The 19,967-nt window shown below is 46.6% G+C and carries 14 protein-coding genes; 3 read left to right on the top strand and 11 right to left on the bottom strand.

The annotated features are described in order from the left end of the window. The first annotated feature begins 459 nt into the window (after positions 1 to 459). Both VFDL14_RS22025 and VFDL14_RS22030 read left to right on the top strand, forming a co-directional pair. Positions 460 to 1,239, top strand: coding sequence for a hypothetical protein (locus tag VFDL14_RS22025; RefSeq protein ID WP_032549682.1), 780 nt, complete (start codon positions 460 to 462; stop codon positions 1,237 to 1,239). Beyond that, complete coding sequence (locus tag VFDL14_RS22030; RefSeq protein ID WP_032548791.1) at positions 1,160 to 1,918, top strand: hypothetical protein; 759 nt, start codon at positions 1,160 to 1,162, stop codon at positions 1,916 to 1,918. The genes VFDL14_RS22025 and VFDL14_RS22030 overlap by 80 nt, the downstream gene beginning before the upstream one ends. A 140-nt stretch (positions 1,919 to 2,058) precedes the next feature. Here the strand turns inward: VFDL14_RS22030 and VFDL14_RS22035 are convergent, their stop codons facing one another. Then, complete coding sequence (locus tag VFDL14_RS22035; protein ID WP_032548790.1) at positions 2,059 to 2,553, bottom strand: outer membrane beta-barrel protein; 495 nt, start codon at positions 2,551 to 2,553, stop codon at positions 2,059 to 2,061. Positions 2,554 to 2,689: 136 nt separating this feature from the next. After that, positions 2,690 to 6,688 carry an ATP-dependent RNA helicase HrpA gene (gene hrpA / locus VFDL14_RS22040; RefSeq protein WP_084181768.1) on the bottom strand — a complete coding sequence of 1,333 codons (3,999 nt, stop codon included), beginning with the start codon at positions 6,686 to 6,688 and terminating at the stop codon, positions 2,690 to 2,692. A 211-nt stretch (positions 6,689 to 6,899) separates the two neighbouring features. Here hrpA and VFDL14_RS22045 point away from each other — a divergent pair, with 211 nt between their 5' ends. After that, on the top strand, positions 6,900 to 7,484 hold the full coding sequence (locus tag VFDL14_RS22045; protein WP_032548787.1) for an FMN-dependent NADH-azoreductase: 585 nt from the start codon (positions 6,900 to 6,902) through the stop codon (positions 7,482 to 7,484). 121 nt (positions 7,485 to 7,605) lie between these two features. On the opposite strand, the gene VFDL14_RS22050 is transcribed toward VFDL14_RS22045, so the two are convergent. The 9 genes from VFDL14_RS22050 to VFDL14_RS22090 form a co-directional block, all read right to left on the bottom strand. Further along, complete coding sequence (locus VFDL14_RS22050) at positions 7,606 to 9,762, bottom strand: glycoside hydrolase family 3 N-terminal domain-containing protein (RefSeq protein ID WP_032548786.1); 2,157 nt, start codon at positions 9,760 to 9,762, stop codon at positions 7,606 to 7,608. Positions 9,763 to 9,765: 3 nt separating this feature from the next. Continuing rightward, positions 9,766 to 10,251, bottom strand: coding sequence for a hypothetical protein (locus VFDL14_RS22055; RefSeq protein ID WP_032548785.1), 486 nt, complete (start codon positions 10,249 to 10,251; stop codon positions 9,766 to 9,768). After that, on the bottom strand, positions 10,251 to 11,072 hold the full coding sequence (locus tag VFDL14_RS22060; protein WP_032548784.1) for a carbohydrate ABC transporter permease: 822 nt from the start codon (positions 11,070 to 11,072) through the stop codon (positions 10,251 to 10,253). Before VFDL14_RS22060 ends, VFDL14_RS22055 begins: the two co-directional genes overlap by 1 nt. 2 nt (positions 11,073 to 11,074) lie before the next feature. After that, positions 11,075 to 11,950 carry a carbohydrate ABC transporter permease gene (locus VFDL14_RS22065; protein ID WP_032548782.1) on the bottom strand — a complete coding sequence of 292 codons (876 nt, stop codon included), beginning with the start codon at positions 11,948 to 11,950 and terminating at the stop codon, positions 11,075 to 11,077. A gap of 22 nt (positions 11,951 to 11,972) precedes the next feature. Then, a complete protein-coding gene (locus VFDL14_RS22070) occupies positions 11,973 to 13,220 on the bottom strand; it encodes an extracellular solute-binding protein (RefSeq protein WP_032548781.1) in 1,248 nt (415 codons plus the stop codon). Positions 13,221 to 13,227: 7 nt separating this feature from the next. Beyond that, positions 13,228 to 14,217, bottom strand: coding sequence for a LacI family DNA-binding transcriptional regulator (locus VFDL14_RS22075; protein WP_032548779.1), 990 nt, complete (start codon positions 14,215 to 14,217; stop codon positions 13,228 to 13,230). A gap of 96 nt (positions 14,218 to 14,313) precedes the next feature. After that, positions 14,314 to 17,685: a GH36-type glycosyl hydrolase domain-containing protein gene (locus tag VFDL14_RS22080; RefSeq protein ID WP_032548778.1), complete on the bottom strand. Its 3,372-nt coding sequence runs from the start codon at positions 17,683 to 17,685 to the stop codon at positions 14,314 to 14,316. 17 nt (positions 17,686 to 17,702) lie between these two features. After that, complete coding sequence (locus tag VFDL14_RS22085) at positions 17,703 to 18,827, bottom strand: ABC transporter ATP-binding protein (protein WP_032548776.1); 1,125 nt, start codon at positions 18,825 to 18,827, stop codon at positions 17,703 to 17,705. Between the two features lie 153 nt (positions 18,828 to 18,980). Then, positions 18,981 to 19,955: a hypothetical protein gene (locus tag VFDL14_RS22090; RefSeq protein WP_032548775.1), complete on the bottom strand. Its 975-nt coding sequence runs from the start codon at positions 19,953 to 19,955 to the stop codon at positions 18,981 to 18,983. Positions 19,956 to 19,967: the final 12 nt, after the last annotated feature.

Here is a 19,967-nt window from a genome sequence, read left to right as displayed (position 1 = left end):
TTAACTCAGCCTGTATACAGACGCGGCCTGTTTTAAACCTTGTCTGTATTAAACAATACTCCTACTCAATATAATAACATGAATCCCATAATCATGTACGCTGCCATTTTGTGACGCTTCGTCATTTTTGACTTATCGTCATAATAGCTCAACTATTGATCAAATCAAGTCTCATTTATAAATTTATTCGACTCATGAATCATTTCTAACCATTAGTCAATCAAGTTCATACACTTTCAATACCTTACGTGACGAACTGTTCACTCTTGGTCCGTTATGGTTCTTAAATAGGTCGTTATGATTCTGAAATGCGTCATTTTGAAATAGAGGTGGAGTGTTGAATACTCAGCAATGCTTAATATTTGTTTAGCTGACATTGATTTAGCTGAAGTTGCTATAAATTCCGGTGTGGGTGGCTTACAATGGGAACATGAGTTGTACTTTATCAAGAGCATCATTTTGAGCGCTAAATTTACCTATCTTACTTGGAAAATTAATACCAGCAGCCCAGCTGAAAAGTTGGTGATGCTTTTACTCGCAGACAATGCCGATGATGAAGGCTACGCAACGATTGAGCTTAACAAGGCTTCTACGCTGACGGCTCTATCCGTTTTCGGATTAGCAGACTGCTTAAAAGCCCTAGTCGACAATGGTTGGCTAGACAAAGTGAAAGTCGAGCGCAGAGACAACCAAGAGATTCACGTGTTTAAGATGCTGCTGGAACAAGAGCAACCTGCACAACAGGTCAACTCCATTCCAGTTTATTCACCTGCACCTGCACCTGCACCTGCACCGAAATATCAGCCTGCTCCAGCGCCGAAATATCAGCCTGCTCCAGCGCCAATGCAAGTGATGTCGACTTCCGCTCGCCCACAAAGCCGCGGTGGAATGAATGGCAACACAATTTCAACTCACGATCTGGATGAAGAGAACATTCCATCGTGGGCTGAACGTGCGTTTAAGTTTTCCGGATTGTCCGGTGACCATAATCTAATATGGAAGAAGTTTGTCCTTTGGTACAAAGCCAAAGCCAATGAATTAATGCCAATATCTCGAATTGAATCTAAGTTGCAGTACTGGCTAGTAAACGAGAAGCAAAATGAAAGACAACAACCGAAAACCGCTCAATATTCAGGAACTTCAGGACAAACTCAAGGAAATGGGTATCGACAAAAGCTTAGCCCATCTGAGCGCTTCAGGCAGCAACTCATCCAGAAAGGCAAAAAGCCAACTTTCTGATCCTGAGCCTGCTGTTGTTCCAGAAGTTTTACCGGTCGCTGCTTCGCCATCGGTACCTGCTGTTGAGTCCAATACTGGCTCAAATCAGCAAGTACCCGTCGTTGACCAAGATCCGGCTGAGCTAGAACTGTCTGACTGGTGTATCCATGTATTCGGTTCATTTCTAAGCGTGTATGAAACGCAATGGGAATACCAATACGGTAGTGAGCCAAGCGGTAAGTTCATTGAGTTCGCGAATACCATCGACTCTGACGGCTTAAACCGCGTGCTGATGCACTGTCATGAGCGTATTCAATTGGGTAACAGCTGGCCACCACAAATGGGTGAGCTGTGGATCCTAAAAGATTCACTGACAGAAGAAGAGCTATTGGATAGCCGCATTCGCGTACTTTCTCGCACGGCAATCAACCCAATTGAAAAGTGGCTAATTCAGAACAAACTCTACGACTTGAAACGCACAGCTGAAAACAAGCTTGATGCTCTATTCAAGAAGTACTACTTGGAAGCGAAAAGACTTGATGAGAAAGGCATGCTTCATACTGAACTGCCACAACATTTGTTGGCTGCGAACTCAGTGAAGAACCTCAACGACTTGAAACGTGAAGAGTATGAAGAGAAGCACGGTAAAGCGCTGAACCCGAGAATCCAACAGATTCTAGACAGTAAAAAGTCTCGCTAAACTAGTTAGTTATGATAGAGCTAGTCAAAGCCCAAATACAAAAACGCCAGCAATTACGCTGGCGTTTTTATTAATTCGTTGTTTTTGGTGCGATTCAAATCGAAAGCGCCAAAATGACGACTCACTGCTTTAGAAAAATCTTACAGTAGGTGGATTGTCGCGTTTAGCGTGAATACACCTGAGTCATCATCTTTCATCTTGAAGTTCTGGTAGCTTGCACCAACAGATACTGGACCAAAGATGAAGTACTCTGCACCAACACCGTACATGATATCAACGTCGTCTTGCTTGAAAGAATCGCCCTTCAGCTCGTAAGAGTGCAGACCGCCTTTCGCGTAAACGTGTAGAGGGCCGAAGTCGATGCTTGGCTTAATAGCTAGGTATGCAGTGCTTGCATCCATGTTCTTAACGTCACGGTTACCGTACTTAACGCTATCGAAAGAACCTAGATCCCAGTAACCTGCCTCTACACCGATGATAGGTAGAATACCTGTACCCACGTGGATACCAACAGCCGTTTCTTCTTCGTTGCCTAGTGAGTTTTGACCACCCATTACGCCACCGTATAACCATGAATCAGCCATCGCTGTTGAAGATGCACCTAGCAGAGCTAGCGCTAATAACGTTTTTTTCATACTTGACCTTCTCGTCCTAGCGACGCTTAAGCGGTAAATGATTGCCACTAAAACGTCTTTTTGTAATTACTATCCAATTAACAAGAAAATAAGCAAGATTCATACCTGAACCTTGCTCGATTGTCTCGCTCAATCCTTAACAAGCATCGATAGCGTTTTTAACACGCTTATCCGATACTGGGTACGGCGTGCCAAGTTGCTGTGCGAAGAAGCTTACACGAAGCTCTTCTATCATCCAACGCACCTCTTTGACATTTTCTGGAACCGCGATCCCTTTTGGCACCTTATTCAGTAACTCTTTGTAATCGCTCATTACTGATTCGACTTTAATCATGTGTAGGCGGTCTTTGTTCGGATCAATCGGCAGTTTCTCCATACGACGCTCAATTGCGCGCATGTAGCGCAGAATGTCCGGCAAACGCTTCCAACCACACTCAGTCGCAAAGCCCTTGAATATTAACCCTTCTATCTGCGCTTTGATATCCGACAAGGCAAATGCCATCGATAGATCAACACGCCCTTTCAGCTTTTTGTTGATGTTGAACGCTGTCGTTAGAATGGTTTCAACTTGCTGAGCGATCTCGACAACCGTATCACCAAGCTCTGCACGAACGTGCTCTTTCAATGCTTCAAACTGCTCTGGTTCCCAAACCAAACCGCCCTTCTCTTCGATAAGCTTATCGATACCACAAGCGATACAATCATCAATCAAATCAAGGACTTTACCGTAAGGGTTGAAGTACAGACCTAACTTAGATTTGTTTGGCAGGTTCGAGTGTAGGTACTTAATCGGCGATGGCACGTTAAGCAAGATCAGACGACGCTGACCCGCCTTCATTGCTGAGATCTGCTCTTGCTCAGTTTCGAACAGTTTGATCTCTACGCTGTCTTTGGTATCCACTAATGCAGGGAAGGCTTTTACGTCATAACCGCCACGTTTTTGTTGATACACCTTCGGCAGTTCGCCAAAGCTCCACGTGTGAAGGTTCTGCTGCTCGATATCGTCGTCAGCCACTTTAGAAAGCGTTTCTTGAACCTTGTCTTTCAAGCTCTCTTTCAACTCGTGCAGATCTTTGTGCTCTTTCAGCTTACGACGACGGTGGTCAACCGCTCGGAATGTCACTTTTAAGTGCTCAGGGATCTGGTCAAGTTTCCAATCATCACGTACTACTTCGACACCTGTCATACGGCGTAGCTCTTTCTCTAGAGAATCGAGTAGCGGCGCTTCAAGTGGTGTTACTCGCGCAAGGAATGCATCTGCATAGTTTGGCGCGGGCACAAAGTTACGTCGTAACGTCTTAGGTAGCGATTTGATAAGGCTAATGACAAGTTCTTGACGTAATCCCGGGATCTGCCAATCAAAGCCACTCTGCTCTACTTGGTTCAGAATCGGCAGTGGTACGTGAACCGTCACACCATCGTTATCATCGCCCGGCTCAAATTGATAGCTCAGTTTTAGCTTCAAACCATTTTGGTGCCAGAAGTTCGGGTAATCTAAGTCAGTAACGTGGCTCGCATCGCCACGAAACAGCATCGATTTCTCGAAGTTCAGTAGTTCAGGCGTCTGTTTGCTGGTTTTCTTCCACCACGTATCGAAGTGACGGCCAGAAACTACCTCTTCACCAACACGCTGGTCGTAGAACTCAAACAGCTCATCGTCATCAATCAAGATGTCACGACGACGCGATTTATGCTCTAGCTCTTCCACTTCTTGTAGAAGCTTACGGTTCTGTTTGAAGAAAGCGTGTTTAGTTTCCCACTCACCTTCAACCAATGCACTGCGTACAAACAACTCACGGCTGACAGTTGGGTCAATCGAACCGTAGTTCACTAGACGCTTAGGTACGATTGGAATGCCGTAAAGCATCACTTTCTCGTGCGCCATAACCGCGGCTTGTTTCTTCGACCAATGAGGTTCGCTGTAGCTGCGCTTAATTAGGTGCTTAGCTAACGGCTCAATCCACTCTGGTTGAATCTTGGCAATGATACGACCCCATAGTTTTGAGGTTTCCACCAGCTCAGCGGACATGATCCACTTAGGCTGCTTCTTAAACAGGCCAGACGCAGGGAAGATATGGAAGCGAGCGTTACGTGCACCTTGGTACTCGTTCTTCTCTTGGTCTTTCATACCAACGTGCGATAGCAAGCCCGATAGCAGCGACTGGTGAATGCCTTCGTAGCTACCCGGTTCGTCGTTAAGCTTGGTATCTAACTCACGCATCGCTTGATGGATCTGGAAGTAAACATCTTGCCACTCACGAATACGCAGGTAGTTCAGGTAATCTTGCTTACACTGTTTGCGGAACTGATTGCTCGATAGCGCTTTTTGTTGCTTCTTGATGTAGTCCCACAGGTTTACGAAGGTGATGAAATCTGAGTCTTTATCGAAGAAACGCTTGTGCTTGTCGTCGGACGATTGCTGTTTGTCTGATGGACGCTCACGCGGGTCTTGGATTGAAAGTGCAGACGCAATAACCATCACTTCATGCAAACAGCGATTGTTGGGAGCTTCAATCACCATACGCGCTAAACGCGGGTCGATTGGCAGCTTAGATAGCTTGCGACCAATAGCCGTTAGCTTCTTAGTATCGTCGCCTTGGTTCTTGTTCTTGCTGTTTGGTTTGCCCGATGCAATCGCACCTAGCTCTTCAAGCAGTCTTACACCATCTTGGATGTTGCGCTTATCTGGCGCTTCTACAAATGGGAAAGCTTGGATATCGCCTAGACCAAGAGCCGTCATCTGCAGGATTACCGACGCAAGGTTGGTACGCAGAATCTCAGGATCAGTAAACTCTGGACGTGATTCGAAATCTTCCTCTGAGTAAAGACGAATACAGATACCTTCAGCCACACGACCACAACGACCTTTACGCTGGTTAGCACTCGCTTGAGACACAGGCTCAATCGGTAGGCGCTGTACCTTAGTACGGTAGCTATAGCGGCTGATACGTGCCGTACCTGGGTCGATTACGTACTTGATACCCGGAACCGTTAGCGAGGTTTCCGCTACGTTGGTTGCCAGTACAATTCGACGACCCGTGTGCGATTGGAAGATGCGGTTCTGCTCACCCGCTGATAAACGTGCATACAGCGGCACGATTTCAGTGTCACGCAGGTTACGCTTACTTAGCGCATCTGCGGTATCACGAATCTCACGCTCACCATTCATGAAGATCAGGATGTCACCTAAGCCTTCATCGCACAGCTCATCAACCGCTTCGAAGATACCTTCCATTTGGTCGCGATCAGAATCACTGTCTTCACCACCCAGTGGGCGGTAGCGAGTTTCTACTGGGTAAGTACGACCTGATACTTCAATGATTGGCGCATTATTGAAGTGCTTAGAGAAACGCTCAGGATCGATGGTTGCCGACGTGATGATCACTTTCAGATCAGGACGCTTTGGTAGCAACTCTTTCAAGTAACCCATGATGAAGTCGATGTTCAAGCTGCGTTCGTGCGCTTCATCGATAATGATGGTGTCGTACTGGTTGAGATAACGGTCGTGCTGAATCTCCGCCAGTAGAATACCGTCGGTCATCAGTTTGATTTGTGTGTTGTCCGAGATTTGATCGTTAAATCGAACCTTATAACCCACAAACTCACCCAGTTGGGTTTCCATCTCTTCAGCAATGCGGTTCGCTACAGAGCGAGCAGCTAGACGACGTGGCTGAGTATGACCAATCAGGCCATAGCGACCGCGTCCAAGCTCAGAACAGATCTTAGGAAGTTGAGTTGTTTTACCTGAACCCGTTTCACCCGCTACGATCACCACTTGGTTCTCTTCAATTGCCTTAGCGATATCGTCACGCTTTTGGCTTACTGGCAGGATTTCTGGGTATTCGATGGTTGGCTTTTGCGCAGCGCGCTGGGTTGCCGTCATCATCGACTGGGCAATATCTAGTGCAATCTCATCAAAGACGGCGTGTTTCGATTTCTCGTTTTTAATTCGGCTAGCACCTGCAATTCGCTTACTCAGACGGAAGCGATCGCGCATCATACATTCTTTGAGCGCTTTACGAAGAGAGGCAGGTGTATTTTGGGAGGCCTTAGCCTGAGAAGCAGAATTATTGTCTGCCGCGTCCGAACGTGCGGCGTCTTGATTCTTATCTGCTTTTTCCGGAGACGAAGTCAAAGCGTGTCCTATTCTTTTCATTACATAAAACTTTGCGAATTGTAGCACATAAGGGCTAGAACAAGATAACGGAAAGCACCTAACGAAATGCTCCCTTCTAGAGTCATTCAATTTTTTCGAACAACTTAAGCGAATCTATCGCCTTTTAGGCTTTCTTTGTTCTCCTATAATGCATCACATAACAAAAAGCACTTATTCAAGGAAAACCATTATGTCTCGTGTATTAGCCCTAAAATCAAGCATCCTAGGCGATTACTCTCAATCAACTAAACTGGTTGAAGAGTTCGTCAAAAATGTAGACCAAGATAAACTGACTGTTCGCGACCTAGCTGCAAATCCACTTCCAGTGTTGGACTTTTCAGTAGCAACTGCGCTTCGCGCAACGGAAGATCTTTCTCAAGACCAGCAAGCCATTGTTGACCTATCTGATACGCTAATCGAAGAGATTAAAGCGGCAGATACGCTAGTGATTGCTGCACCTATGTACAACTTCACTATCCCAACTCAGCTGAAAAACTGGATTGACCTAATTGCTCGTGCTGGCGTGACGTTCACTTACACAGAGAACGGCGTGAAAGGTCTAATCGAAGGTAAGAAAGCGATCGTAGTAACGACTCGTGGTGGCGTCCACAAAGACGCAGCGACTGACAGCGTGACACCTTACCTACGCACAGTACTTGGCTTCGTTGGCATCACAGATGTGGAATTTGTTTACGCAGAAGCACTAAACATGGGTGAAGACGCAGCAGCAAAAGGCATCTCAGAAGCACAGAGCAAACTGGCTGAACTGGCTTAAACTAAGCCGACGCAACAAGCATTAGCGTCCGTTTGATAGATGTAAAAAGAGCCCCCTTATGTGCAGAAGCTTAAAGGGGACTCTTTTGTTTTCTATTTGAATTGACTAACGCATGTTTGGATTATTTCAGAGTCACAATAACCTTGTCTGTCGCTAGGCTACTTCCACCGACATACACATCCACTTCACCCTTTTCGTACATAAAGCATTGTTGGCTACCGTAAAATTTTAGCTCATCTGCCTCAATCTCAAGCCTCACGGTTTTGCGCTCATGTCCTTCTAAATGGCACTTAGCAAAGGCTTTCAGCTCTCTCTGTGGACGAGTCGTTGAAGAGACTTTGCGAGAGATATAGCACTGCACAATTTCTTGCCCAGCAATCGCAGAGGTATTTTCAACTTCAACCCCAACAATTAGGTTCTCGTTCTCTGTAATTTCAGGCGTCACCGCCGTCAATTTCTCATACTCAAACTGCGAGTAGCTTAAGCCGAAACCGAATGGGTAAAGCGGTGTATCTTGCTCATTCTTATATGGCATGTACTCTTGATACGCTCGCATTTTACCAATCGGCTTGCGGCCGTAATACATAGGGATTTGCCCTGTGCTTCTTGGTACTGTCATGGTGAGCTTGCCACTCGGATTACTGTGACCAAACAATAGGTTACCGACCGCATTTCCTGTCTCTGTGCCGCTTTGCCATGCATAAACCAGTGACTGGGCGTATTGCTCTATCTTAGGTGACGGTACAGGTCTGCCTGTACACTGAACCACAATCAGAGGTTTACCCGTTTTGCCAATGGCCTCAATCAGTTCTTCTTGGCCCGGTGGCAGCACAAGCTCGGCGATGTTGCGCGCTTCTCCCGTTCGACGATGGCTTTCACCGACACACAGCACGACTACATCACTTCGATGCGCACACTCAATCATGTCATCACTGAATGCGCTTGAGTCAGTAATTATGGTGTTCTCTGGCGCTGCTGCTTGGATGCCATCGGCAATCGTAGCAACGTCATCCGCATTACCATCTAAACACCAAGAACCAAGGTGCTGCCTCTGTGAGTGAGCATGAGGGCCAATCACAGCAACGGTTAAACCTTGTGAATTTAAAGGTAGCAAGTCACCGTCGTTTTTAAGCAGTACCATACTCTCTTCAGCAAGAGCTAACGCTTTACGCTTATGTTCTTCGAGACCTAGCACGCTGTTATGCAGTTCAGGGTCGATGTATGGTCGTTCAAACAGCCCAGCGCGGAACTTAGTTAACAGCACGCGGTAGACAGCTTCATCAAGATTTTCTTGCAAGCTTGGATTGTTCTTCACCAGCTCTTCAAGGGTATCTTCGTATGCTTCGTGCGTCATCGCCATATCCACACCCGCACCCAACGCCTTTAATGCCGCAGCCGATGGGTCTTTGGCAACTTGGAAGTATTCCAGATCGGAAATAGATCCCCAATCACTGACGACCATGCCATCAAACTTATGCTCGCCTTTGAGCCAGTCTCGAATCAATGGACGAGAGCCAGTTACTGGTGTACCCCCAAGGTCGTTAAATCCAGACATCATGGTTGCAACACCTGCTTTCACTGCTGCGGCAAACGGCGGCAAGTGTACATTGTGCAAGGTGTTATCGCTCAATTCCGTCGTGTCGTAATCGCGACCACCTTCTGATGCTCCATAGCCTACAAAGTGTTTGGCGCAGGCCACCAGCTTATTCGGTTGTGAAGGGTCGTCACCTTGAAAGCCTTTCACCACAGACTTTGCAAACTGACTGGTTAAGTATGGGTCTTCACCAGAGCTCTCAATCACTCGCCCCCAGCGAGGATCTCGAACAATGTCGAGCATAGGCGCAAAGGTCCAGTTGATGCCCAACGAGGCCGCTTCAGCCGCAATGCACTCGTAAGCGTCTTCAACCAGTGTTGGGTTCCAAGAACATGCTTGAGCCAGAGGAATGGGCAGCACTGTCTTTTGGCCATAAATCACATCGCGAGCAAATATGATGGGAATCCCAAGGCGGCTTTTTTCCATCGCCACCTTTTGGATCTCATTCAGCTGGTGCGGATCAACCGATTCACCCGGCGCATTACCCGCCCATGCCGTGTCAGCAAGGATGCGTGAGCCATACGCACCCTGCTCCACTTTCATCAAATACTCTTGCTTGTTGTCGTCATAATCCAGCATTGGCGATTGGCAAAGCTGACCCACTTTCTCGGCAAGCGTCATCTGAGACAGTAAATCTTGCGCTCTGGTTTGGTAACTCGCAGAGCTGTCTTTGTATAGAGCCATCAATTAGATCTCTTTCATTTTGTAACGCGGGAAAGCTTCGGTTAGAAACTCAGTCATCTCTTGGTACAACGCATCATTACCAGATTGCTTCGCTAAGCGTCGCAGTTGGTCGGCCGCCGTTGGCACATAGCGAGAATCAAGCTGAACGTAGATCTCGATAAACTCCATTAACTGCTGTTCGTTAAGCTGCTCAATGATCAGTGCAGGTTTATCCAACGACTGATAGTAAGCGTCTGGCTTAGGACCAAGCGTTGCGTTACGCCAAGTTTCAATCACCTGCTGATAGCCTCCCAAATACTCATCTTCAATTCTGAGTTCGAGTTTGTTCATCCCTTTTAATGCAGTCACTAACTCACCTTGCTCGTATTGCTGCTCTGCGTAAGCAAAGTAGTTTTCAGATAGTGAGTAGGCTTTCAACCACGCTGAACCGTAGGCGATTAAAATAACCGAGGCCAGCGCTAATAATTTATATCCTGTCGATACTTTCATTACTTAACCCCTACGCCAGTAAATGCCTTGATGAAGTTCTTCTGTAGGCAGAAAAAGACAATCACAACAGGAACCGCAATCATGGTGGTCATCGCCCACAGTTGCTCTAGATTGGTTCCCGGTACTTCAGTTTTAAAGTTGTACAGAGCAAGCTGCAGCGTCATCAGAGAGTCGTCACGTACGTAAAGTAACGGCCCCATAAAGTCATTCCATGCCCCCATGAAGGTAAGGATACCGACCGTTGCCAAAGCAGGACGCATCATCGGCAGAATGATTTTGAAGAAGATACGCATCTCACTTGCGCCATCAATTCGAGCCGCTTCCAAGTAGGCGTTGTCTATCTGCTTCATGAACTGAACCATCAAGAAGATGTTGTATGCACTGATGGCACCCGGAATGATCAGCACGCGATAGGTGTTAATCCAATTCCACTCATACATCATCATGTAAGTCGGGATAGTGAACAGAATCGCTGGAATCATCATCGAACCAAGAATCACTTTCAGCCAAAACTCGCGGCCAGGTAAGTTGGTCTTAACAATCGAATACGCGACCATCGATGAGAACAGTGTATTCAGTACCGTGACAGTGACCGAGATGAAGATGGTGTTGAAGAACACTCTCCCTAAGTTCACTGAGTCAAACACCTTGATGTAGCCAGCAAGCGACCACTCTTTTGGTAAGCTGTTTGGGCTGTGCATGATCTCTGGGCCGGTCTTAAATGAGTTGATCACCATGTAGAAGAACGGATACAACACAATAAGAGTGGCAACCAGAAGTGTGCCGTAAATCAGTAGGTTTTTTTTCGTATCAGCATTCATGATTAGTCTTCCTTACTGGTGATTTTTAACTGCATCATCGTCAGCAGGTAAATTACGCAAGCGAGCATTAAGCCAATGGTTGAAGCTTCACCCATCTTCATCTGCTCAAAACCGGTTTGGTAGAGGTAGAGCACAGGTGTGAGTGCCGATTGGTAAGGGCCGCCGTTTAAGTCGAAATTCATGAACACTTCGATAAACATCTGCAGGCCATTGATGATGTTCATTGTCATCACGAACACGATCTGAGGCATGATCATCGGCAGAGTAATTTTCTTGGTCTTACGCCACCACGATGCACCATCAATGTCAGCGGCTTCGAAGAGAGATTTGTCTATACTGGCGATACCACCAAGGAAGATGATCATTTGAACACCAAACCACTTCCATGCACTGAACACCGCAATCACAGGCATCGGTAACCACTCTTCAAACTTCCAGAACACCGGCTCTGAGAGAAGGTTGGCACCCACCATGGTGTCTTGAATTGGACCTGAAGGACCAGACACGAAGTCGAAAATGATCATCGCCACGGTAATTGAGGTCACTACTGGAATAAACATGATGGTGCGGAACATGCTCGATAAGAACTTAATCTCATTGAGAAGCAACGCCAAACCCAGTCCAATCACGAAGCTCAACGAGACGAAGATGACTTGGTTAAACACAACATTGAACAGTGACTTCCAGAACAAGAAGTCCGTTATCACGGTTATCCAGTTGGTTAAACCGATGAACTTAGTGTTCTCTGGCATCAGGATGTTTACGCTCAGAAAGCTGCTCTCAAATGACAAGAAGAACGGGTAAATCAAAAAGACCGCGAAGTACACAATCCAAGGTGCAAGGAACAGGTAGCCGGTTATGAGGTTATCTTTTTTCATAGTTTCACTTAGACCTATCACACTATTCGTTAATGAGTTTTTCAGCTTGCTGCGCCGCCGCTTCTACCGCTTCCTCAGCAGAGACATCGCGCTTAACCACTGCCTTTGAATACTGCTCAAGAATGACGCCAGCCATGTCGGATGACAGCGCAAAAGGTTCATTCAATTTTGCATTTGGTAGTTGTTCAACAAATGGCTTAGCTTCTGGCGTGTTGTAGTAAGGTCGGTCTTTTAGCGAGATCAGTGTTGGCAGTTGACCCAGCGCCATATTGGCTTTGTGGTTGAACTCGTCTTCCATCATCAGCTCTAAGAACGCCCACGACAGCTGCTCTTTCTCTACGCTGTTTTTGAAGATCATCAGAGCGCGACCATCTAGTGTGGAATATGACGTGTCGCCTTTGTTCAGCGTCGGAATCGATGCTAGTCCAACATCTTCACCTACCACCATTGGTTTACCTGCGGCTTCGGTTAGGTTAGCTTTCCAGCCAAAACCAAACTGTGGCCACATACCGATGGTGCGTGAGAAGAAGTTCTTCTCCATGGTCAGCGGAGCATACTGCTGAGCTTTAGCCATGGTTTCAAAGAACAGAGCTAGATTCGCTTCTTCTCTATCAAAGATAGGGTTGGTACCGAAACGATTAAGCAAGCCGTATTGGCCGTCGTTGAAGTTGTAGTACATCTGAGCCAGCATGCTCCAGTACCAACTCCCCCACGACAACGCTTCGTTCCAGAACACGGTGCCGTACACAGGGCTACCATCTGCTCTAGGAGGCAGTTGACTGATCTTTTCTGCCGCGTGTAAAAATTCATCCCAGGTTTGAGGTGGGTTCTCTGGATCTAAACCCGCTTCAATGAACAGCTCTTTGTTGTAGAGCATCAGCGTCGTTGTTGCATTCCAAGGGATGTAGTAGTTTCGACCGTAATTTTTCTGCATGAATACAGGATCGATCCTGTCCTCCATCGCATTGAATCCTTCGAACTGCTCTAAGTAAGCGAGCTTACCCATCTTCGCGTATTTCGCGGGTTGGTAACCAAACACACCTGCATACAGATTTGGCACATCACCTGCTGCCATGCGGGTTTCTAGGTTTTCATCGTTTGATACGACTACGTCTACGTTGGGATATCTTTTTTTGAACTCAGGAACTAACTCAGAACGGACAAAGTCCATGTAGTTACCCACTGGGGTCATGACTTCGATACGGGTATTTTCTGCGAGTGACACTTGCGAACTCAGCGCAAGCACACATCCAATCAACCACTTTTTCATAACTATCCTACAGAGTTTCACGTAAAATTAATGAGGTTGGCAAAATCGTTAGTGCTTTTGATTCTTTGGCTTTTTCATCAAGCGCATTGATAAGCGTTGATGCTGCGAGCTCCCCCATCCCCTCTTTCTCATGGGTAACGGTGGTTAAACTCGGAATCATTAACTCTGCCATTCTTATATTGTCGAAACCGACGAGCTTCATTTCACTCGGGATGTCTATTTCATAACGCTTCGCTGCGCGAATAATGCCAATTGCCATTTCATCATTGGCCGCAAATACGGCGTCGGGTCTGCGCCCTTGCTCCAATAATTCCTTCATCTGCTTGTACGCGGTTTTTTCTGTGAAATCGCTTTTAATCAAATGATGGTTTTTGACCGGCATATTGAAATAGCCCAACGCTGAGATGTAGCCATCCAGTCGCTTCTTGCTATCGTATGAGTCTTCTGGCCCAGTGAAGAAGTAGATATCTTTGCAGCCCTTAAGCACCAACTCTTTGGTTGCACTGAACGCACCACCAAAGTTGTCAATTAGGATGTTGTAGATACCAGGAGCACTTAATTCTCGGTCTAGAACCACCATAGGGAAATCTGGACCTGCGACCGACTTTAGAAACTCGGTATCAAATGAATTGGTTAATACCACGGCGCCATCAACGACACGGTCTCGAATATACTTATGAGCAGTGGAATCTTCATTGCCGTACATACTACAAGCCACAAGATCGTAACCACGTTGGTGACAGACCTTCTCGATACCTTTGACAAGCTCGCTGTAAATCGGGCCAAACCAGTTGTTTAGAAACAGGCCAATGGCATAGCTACGGCGTTGCTTCAACTGCTTGGCATTGGTGTTAGCGACATAGTTCATCTCGTGAGCAATATTGAGAACATGCTGACGTGTCTTTTCACTGACACGATTGCAGTCATTCATTGCGTACGAAACGGTTGCGATTGAGACATTCGCTTTTTTAGCGACGTCTTTAATGGTCACTTTCATTTCACTTCTTTCCTTTAAGATCCCAGTTCTTCACACCTTGCACTTTTCTCATACTCAGCCTTTTGGGTTGGGCCCATCGCTGAGCCCAACAGATTATTAAAGGGAAATATGAAGGGTGTTTTCTTCACTACTCAATCTCTGAAGTAACCACTCGCGTGAGATCTTCGCACCACCAGAGCGGTAGCGGTTCTCAGTCAGTTCAAATGGCACCGTTTCACCGTTTATCGAGATTGCTTTTGGCGTGTGTGAACCTTCAACCAAGTCGATAACCAAGGTCACTGGCTTCTCATCAAGCTCGAACTGGATCTTCGTTTGACCAACTCGCGGTGAGATAACTGGGTCAAGAATGAGATCGTTGTGCGCGAATCGAACACCAAATACGTTAGAGATCAGTTGGTTCACGTAGATACCTGGGCCACTTGAGTAGATTCTCCAGCCGCCTTTCACCGCAACCTCACCGTTCTTCACTTGGTCAAAGTTGTCGTAAGCCGTCGGTCTGTCGTTGAACTTCGCATCTGAACTTGAGAAGTACGCGTTCGACTGACGAAGCTCAGCATTTGGTACATGGTCTTGAATACCTACTGGGATAATTTTATATAGGTTGTCGAATACTGCTTCCGCATCACCCAACTTACATAGCGCTTCGATGAATCGAATATGAGCGTGACAATATTGAAGGCCCACTTCGCGTCCAAGGTTGGCTGCCAGTTCTGCGCGCTTAAAGTAGCTCTGTTTACCCGCTTTGTACTCGGCCATTTTGTCCATCAAGCGAACACCGTCAGGGTGAACAAGGTTTTTCTTGATGATATCCATGTGAGAGCTCGCCATTTCTGGATCAAACACTTCCGAAATGATTGAACGGCTTGCTGGCAATAGTCGGTAGTTGATGCCCGTTTTTTGATCCGATGGATGCAGCAAGTGTTCAATTTGTTTGACGCTCCCCTCTTCATCGCGATCGAAATGGATAAAGCCCGCAATCACGCCATCTTTAATCAAGTAGTGGTGGTAATCGCTTTCCATCTTGTCGGCCAATTCCATCAAAGAAGCCGCGTAGTCTTGATGTTCACTGCCTTGAAGGGCTTGATACATACCTTTAAGCGCCTGTAGCGTGAGAGGAATTGTCCAACCACTCACCATGTTCTCACGCAGTGATTGGTTCGCTGGTTGCAGCGTATCGTCCCAGTCGCCATCACCGTAGCAAGAGAGCGATGTACCCGGTACAAGGTTATCAAGCATATGCTGAACTTGAGTTTGTACGTGGTGCATTAACGTGAAGCGGCTTTCGCTCTTTATAAAGCCCTCTTCTGCTAGCGTGTACGGCAGTTCAACATCCAGAATACTCATGTCGCCCGTTGTATTTAGGTAGTCAGCTAGAGCTTTGAGCGGCCACACTACGATGTCACCATGCGCTTCTTCTTGTTGGATAGTCGCGTACTGATCGAACATGAACCACTGAGGCCAAGTGCCCGTTTCTTGGTATTGGTGGCTGTAGATCTCTTCAAGCACCGCTTTTGCTTTTGCGTATTCCTGCATCGACATAAACAGTTCGAATGGGCCTTGAGACACATCACGCGTACCCCATGCCGCGCCCGAGTATTGCTCTAAGCCGTGTGGCGTTGAGTAGTGAACTAAGGCGTTGTGAGTGAACCAGTTCAGACACGTATTGATGCGCTGGCTGTTTCCATTGTCTTCACTGAAATCAACATTGAAGCCTTTGCTCAGGGACTGAATACCCTTTTGGTATTGCTCGCGTTCAGCCTCAAACGCCATAAACTGTGCGGTAGTGTTTAGCGCATCCGTCTTACCGCCAATCGCGATTGAACAGTGGCTTTCAAGGGAACCGTTAAGTACCAGATATTCTACTGAGTCCGAATCCGCACGCCCGATCGTTTCAGCCGTTACGTCCATACCTGACACTGCAAGGCCATAGCTCAGCTGCGGCATGAATTGATCAATCAGTTCATTCTTGCCTGTCACAGTGAACAGTTCGCCATCTCTTGCAATCTCGACTCTGCCTTCACCTTCGTTGTTACCGAAAACAAATTGATGTGACACTTTAATTGAAAGCGGAGCCTCAATACCGTGCTTAGTGATATCTAGCTGGATGATTGGGCTTTGTGCACTTGAGAACGAAACGATCTCTAGATAGCCACCAAATAGTTTATAGATCCAACGCGAATAGTTTTGGCCAGTTTCGTAAGCAGAAGGCATGCCCAATACGCGGTAGATTCCATCCACTTCAACCGATACTCTTTGCCCTGCATGAGTGAATTGGTTTAGTGGGTTTCGGCACACACCCAATAGTTTATTGAATGAGGTATTACCCAGCGTCAGCTGTGAATTGAAAACACCGCTGATGTAGTGAGTCGAGCTCATAATAGATTGCTGGTAATCTTGGTTATTACCCGATGCAATCACATGACCTGTCATACGCTCTAGATGCTTCTCTTTTTCTGGCAAGGTCACGTATTTGTTGTCGCCATAGAAGAATGAAAGCAGTTCACCGTCTTTAACGTCTGCGAACGTTTGATCATCGCCGAAGAACTCTGTGATCTCTTTCGTGCTCAGCTTTTCACCCTGCAGGTACGCGCCTTTAGGTTGGTGTACGCAAGATAAGGGCTCACGTTCCATTTCTTCAGATAACGTTAGTTGAGCGTGCTTAGCTGTAATCTCTTCCAGCTCAATAGGCTCGCCCGAATTTGATTTCGGGAAATCCGCAGTGACAACGCCGTAGAAAACCACTTCTTTAGACGAGTCTGCTGCAAGCGTGACTTCTTCAGTTTGAAGCGCGATGTAGCCCATCTCATATTGATATTTTTTGTTTTCAAGTTGAGGCGCGTTCAATGCTACGGCCTCACCGGTTAACTTGAACTCTTTACCAAAGAACTGGAAACCATCGGTGCTGTAGCCAACAACAGGTGAAAGAGAACCCAATTGAATGCGCGGGTTGCCTGAAGATTGAGGCAAGTTCTGACGGCTACAAACCACGTAACCCATTTGGTTTTCAAAGATTTGATGGTCAAGGTATTGAGAGCAGTACAGTTCATTGGTTTTCACTGCGCCTTCATCCGCAAGACCTACGTCTTGACCGTAAATCAGATCATACGTCAGTGGCTGTGAAGAGAGGTTGGTAATGCTCACATCGTAGAAAAACGTATGGTCAGCCGTTTTAATCGACACAACAGCTTCAAAGTCTTCCGTTGTTGTTACCCACTGTAGTGAACCATCGCTCTGCTTAAACGTTTCAATCTTGTTATTAAAAAAAAGCAATGGTGTGACATTTGATTTACCCTCACCCTTAACGCGAAGGAATACATTTGAGATAGCCATTTCTGAGTCAGGCGTATCGAACAGAGACACCATTAAACGATCACTGCGAATTGCGCCTAGTACGCCATCTGCGTTGAATGTGAGGTTTAGGCTTTCGTTGCCAACGCTCATTTGTGATCCAGGTTGAATGTGGTGCATAAAGCTTTACTCCAAACTTATTTTGATTCTGTGTAGTGGATATTTTCTTGAGAAGCGTCATCAAAGACGTGGCATTTCTCGACTTGAAGTTGAATGTGGCAATGAGTACCGACATCAGGTGTTTGCTCGGTATCGAGTAGCTTACAAACCACTGGTTTATCGAAGATGGTGACGTGTAAGTAGACTTCTGACCCTAGCTCTTCTTTCGCCTCAACTTTTGCCGGTAGCGTGTTTTGATTCGCTTGATTAGATACCGACAAGTGCTCTGGACGAATACCAAGGTGAACGCGGTGCCCTACCCACTCTTTCGCTTTCTCTTGATGTGCTTGCGACAGCTCGATGGTGTGCTCATTGAGTTGCACGCACACTTTTCCGCTTTGTTCTAACAAGGTGCCTTCAAGCATGTTCATGGCTGGAGAGCCTATAAACTCTGCAACAAACTTGTTTTTTGGGTTGTGATACACATTCATCGGCGTATCGACTTGCATGATGCGACCTTGGTTAAGAATGCAGACACGGTCTCCCATGGTCATCGCTTCCACCTGATCGTGGGTTACATAGATCATGGTTGCGGGCTTACCTGATTCTTGAAGCTGGCTGTGCAGGCGAATGATTCGGCGGCGCATCGACACTCGTAACTTGGCATCTAGGTTGGATAGCGGTTCGTCGAATAAGAACACATCCGGGTTGCGTACCATTGCGCGTCCCAAGGCAACACGTTGGCGCTGACCACCTGACATCTGCTTTGGTTTTCTATCTAGCAGGTCGGTGATTTCTAAAAGCTCGGCTGCTTTGGTGACACGTTCTTTGATTTCTGCTTTCGGTTTTTTTGCCGTTTCTAAACCAAATGCTAAGTTTTCGTAAGCGGTCATGTGCGGGTACAGCGCGTAGTTCTGGAATACCATCGCGATACCACGATCTTTTGGTGGCAGGTCATTACACTCACGGTCACCAATCACAAGCTGGCCATCAGTAATGCTTTCCAAGCCCGCGACCATTCTCAGCATCGTGGATTTAGCACAGCCAGATGGACCAACAAGCACCATGAATTCACCATCTTTGATGTCTAAACTCACATCGTGAATAGCGTGGAAGCCGTTGTCATAGACTTTGTTTACATTTTGTAGCGTTACTTTCGCCATGATTCTGCATTCCTATCTGTAAATGCGTTCACTATTTAGGTCACACCTTCCTTCGCGGTGTATCCAAACAATAGTGCAAGTGGTGAGGTGTGGGATTGTCAAATTCACGTTTGTTTCAGCTGATTAGCAATCCCACGATAACTAAAGTTGTTTTTAGAACTTCCAAACAATCCCGACTTTAGAGAACCAAACCAATTGGTCTCCTGTCCAAGGTGCCGGATCCGCGTGACGATCTTTCACCTGAATATCTGCCAAGAAGGAGAAGTGTTCATTGATTGGTAAATCCGCGTATAACGCATAAACATCATAGTCAAAATGGTCACGGTTATTTGGATCTGACCCCATGTCTAACGTACCTCTCTCATAACGCAGCTCTAGGTAGTTGCCGTTATCAAAGTTGAACTGCACCAAAGGCTTAACGGCAAACTCGACGTAGTTGAAGTCGTTATGTTCTTCAACATAGATGACCTTTGCTCCGATATTGATGCCGTTATCTAAGCGGTAAAGATACAAAGGCTCAGACTCAATGAACGCGCCTCGGCTGCCTGGGCCTTGTCTTTCATCTTTGTAGCCTAGCTCCGCACTTAGGTGTAAGAAGTGACGGCCAAAGCTAAGGTCAATGCCCGGTTTTGCCATGTACTTGTCGTAGTGCCATTCGCCAATGGTTTTTTCGTACGACAACATTAGGTTGTAAGCAACATTGTCATTTTGACGCCAGTAAAAGCTCGGAATGATTTCAGAATAGTTACTTTGACCCGTGCTCTCGCCTCCGCGGCTGTGATGTATCTCCTTAAATACATAGCCCATGCTAAAGTTGTCGGTCACGCGCGTGAAACCGTCAGCGTAGATGTAGTGAAGAAGCTCTTCGTTTGGTTGGTTTTCGTTATCAATGTGCTCGTATTCAATACCCGTTAGTGCGCGAGTTCGAGGCGCAGCATTGCTGCTCTTTGCGGATTCAGTGGTCAGAATCAACTCACGGTATTGGTGGTCACTCCATAAACCCACCTCAGCCTCTTCTTGTGCTTCCTCTTGCACTTCGTCAGCATAAGCGAAAGAAGGGATAACCATCGCCATCAACGGGATGATGCTCGCGGTCTTAATAACGTTCACTGCTTTTTCAAAATTCACGACTCAATTCCT

The sequence above is a fragment of the Vibrio fortis genome (genome assembly GCF_000695685.1).
Lineage (GTDB): Bacteria > Pseudomonadota > Gammaproteobacteria > Enterobacterales > Vibrionaceae > Vibrio > Vibrio fortis_A.
This window is presented reverse-complemented; position numbering and strand designations above follow the sequence as displayed.

Excerpts from the sequence above, each read along its gene's own strand:
- VFDL14_RS22030 (WP_032548791.1), top strand. The coding sequence starts at position 1,160 with ATGGGTATCGACAAAAGCTTAGCCCATCTGAGCGCTTCAGGCAGCAAC.
- VFDL14_RS22035 (WP_032548790.1), bottom strand. The coding sequence starts at position 2,553 with ATGAAAAAAACGTTATTAGCGCTAGCTCTGCTAGGTGCATCTTCAACA.
- VFDL14_RS22045 (WP_032548787.1), top strand. The coding sequence starts at position 6,900 with ATGTCTCGTGTATTAGCCCTAAAATCAAGCATCCTAGGCGATTACTCT.
- VFDL14_RS22050 (WP_032548786.1), bottom strand. The coding sequence starts at position 9,762 with ATGGCTCTATACAAAGACAGCTCTGCGAGTTACCAAACCAGAGCGCAA.
- VFDL14_RS22055 (WP_032548785.1), bottom strand. The coding sequence starts at position 10,251 with ATGAAAGTATCGACAGGATATAAATTATTAGCGCTGGCCTCGGTTATT.
- VFDL14_RS22060 (WP_032548784.1), bottom strand. The coding sequence starts at position 11,072 with ATGAATGCTGATACGAAAAAAAACCTACTGATTTACGGCACACTTCTG.
- VFDL14_RS22065 (WP_032548782.1), bottom strand. The coding sequence starts at position 11,950 with ATGAAAAAAGATAACCTCATAACCGGCTACCTGTTCCTTGCACCTTGG.
- VFDL14_RS22070 (WP_032548781.1), bottom strand. The coding sequence starts at position 13,220 with ATGAAAAAGTGGTTGATTGGATGTGTGCTTGCGCTGAGTTCGCAAGTG.
- VFDL14_RS22075 (WP_032548779.1), bottom strand. The coding sequence starts at position 14,217 with ATGAAAGTGACCATTAAAGACGTCGCTAAAAAAGCGAATGTCTCAATC.
- VFDL14_RS22080 (WP_032548778.1), bottom strand. The coding sequence starts at position 17,685 with ATGCACCACATTCAACCTGGATCACAAATGAGCGTTGGCAACGAAAGC.
- VFDL14_RS22085 (WP_032548776.1), bottom strand. The coding sequence starts at position 18,827 with ATGGCGAAAGTAACGCTACAAAATGTAAACAAAGTCTATGACAACGGC.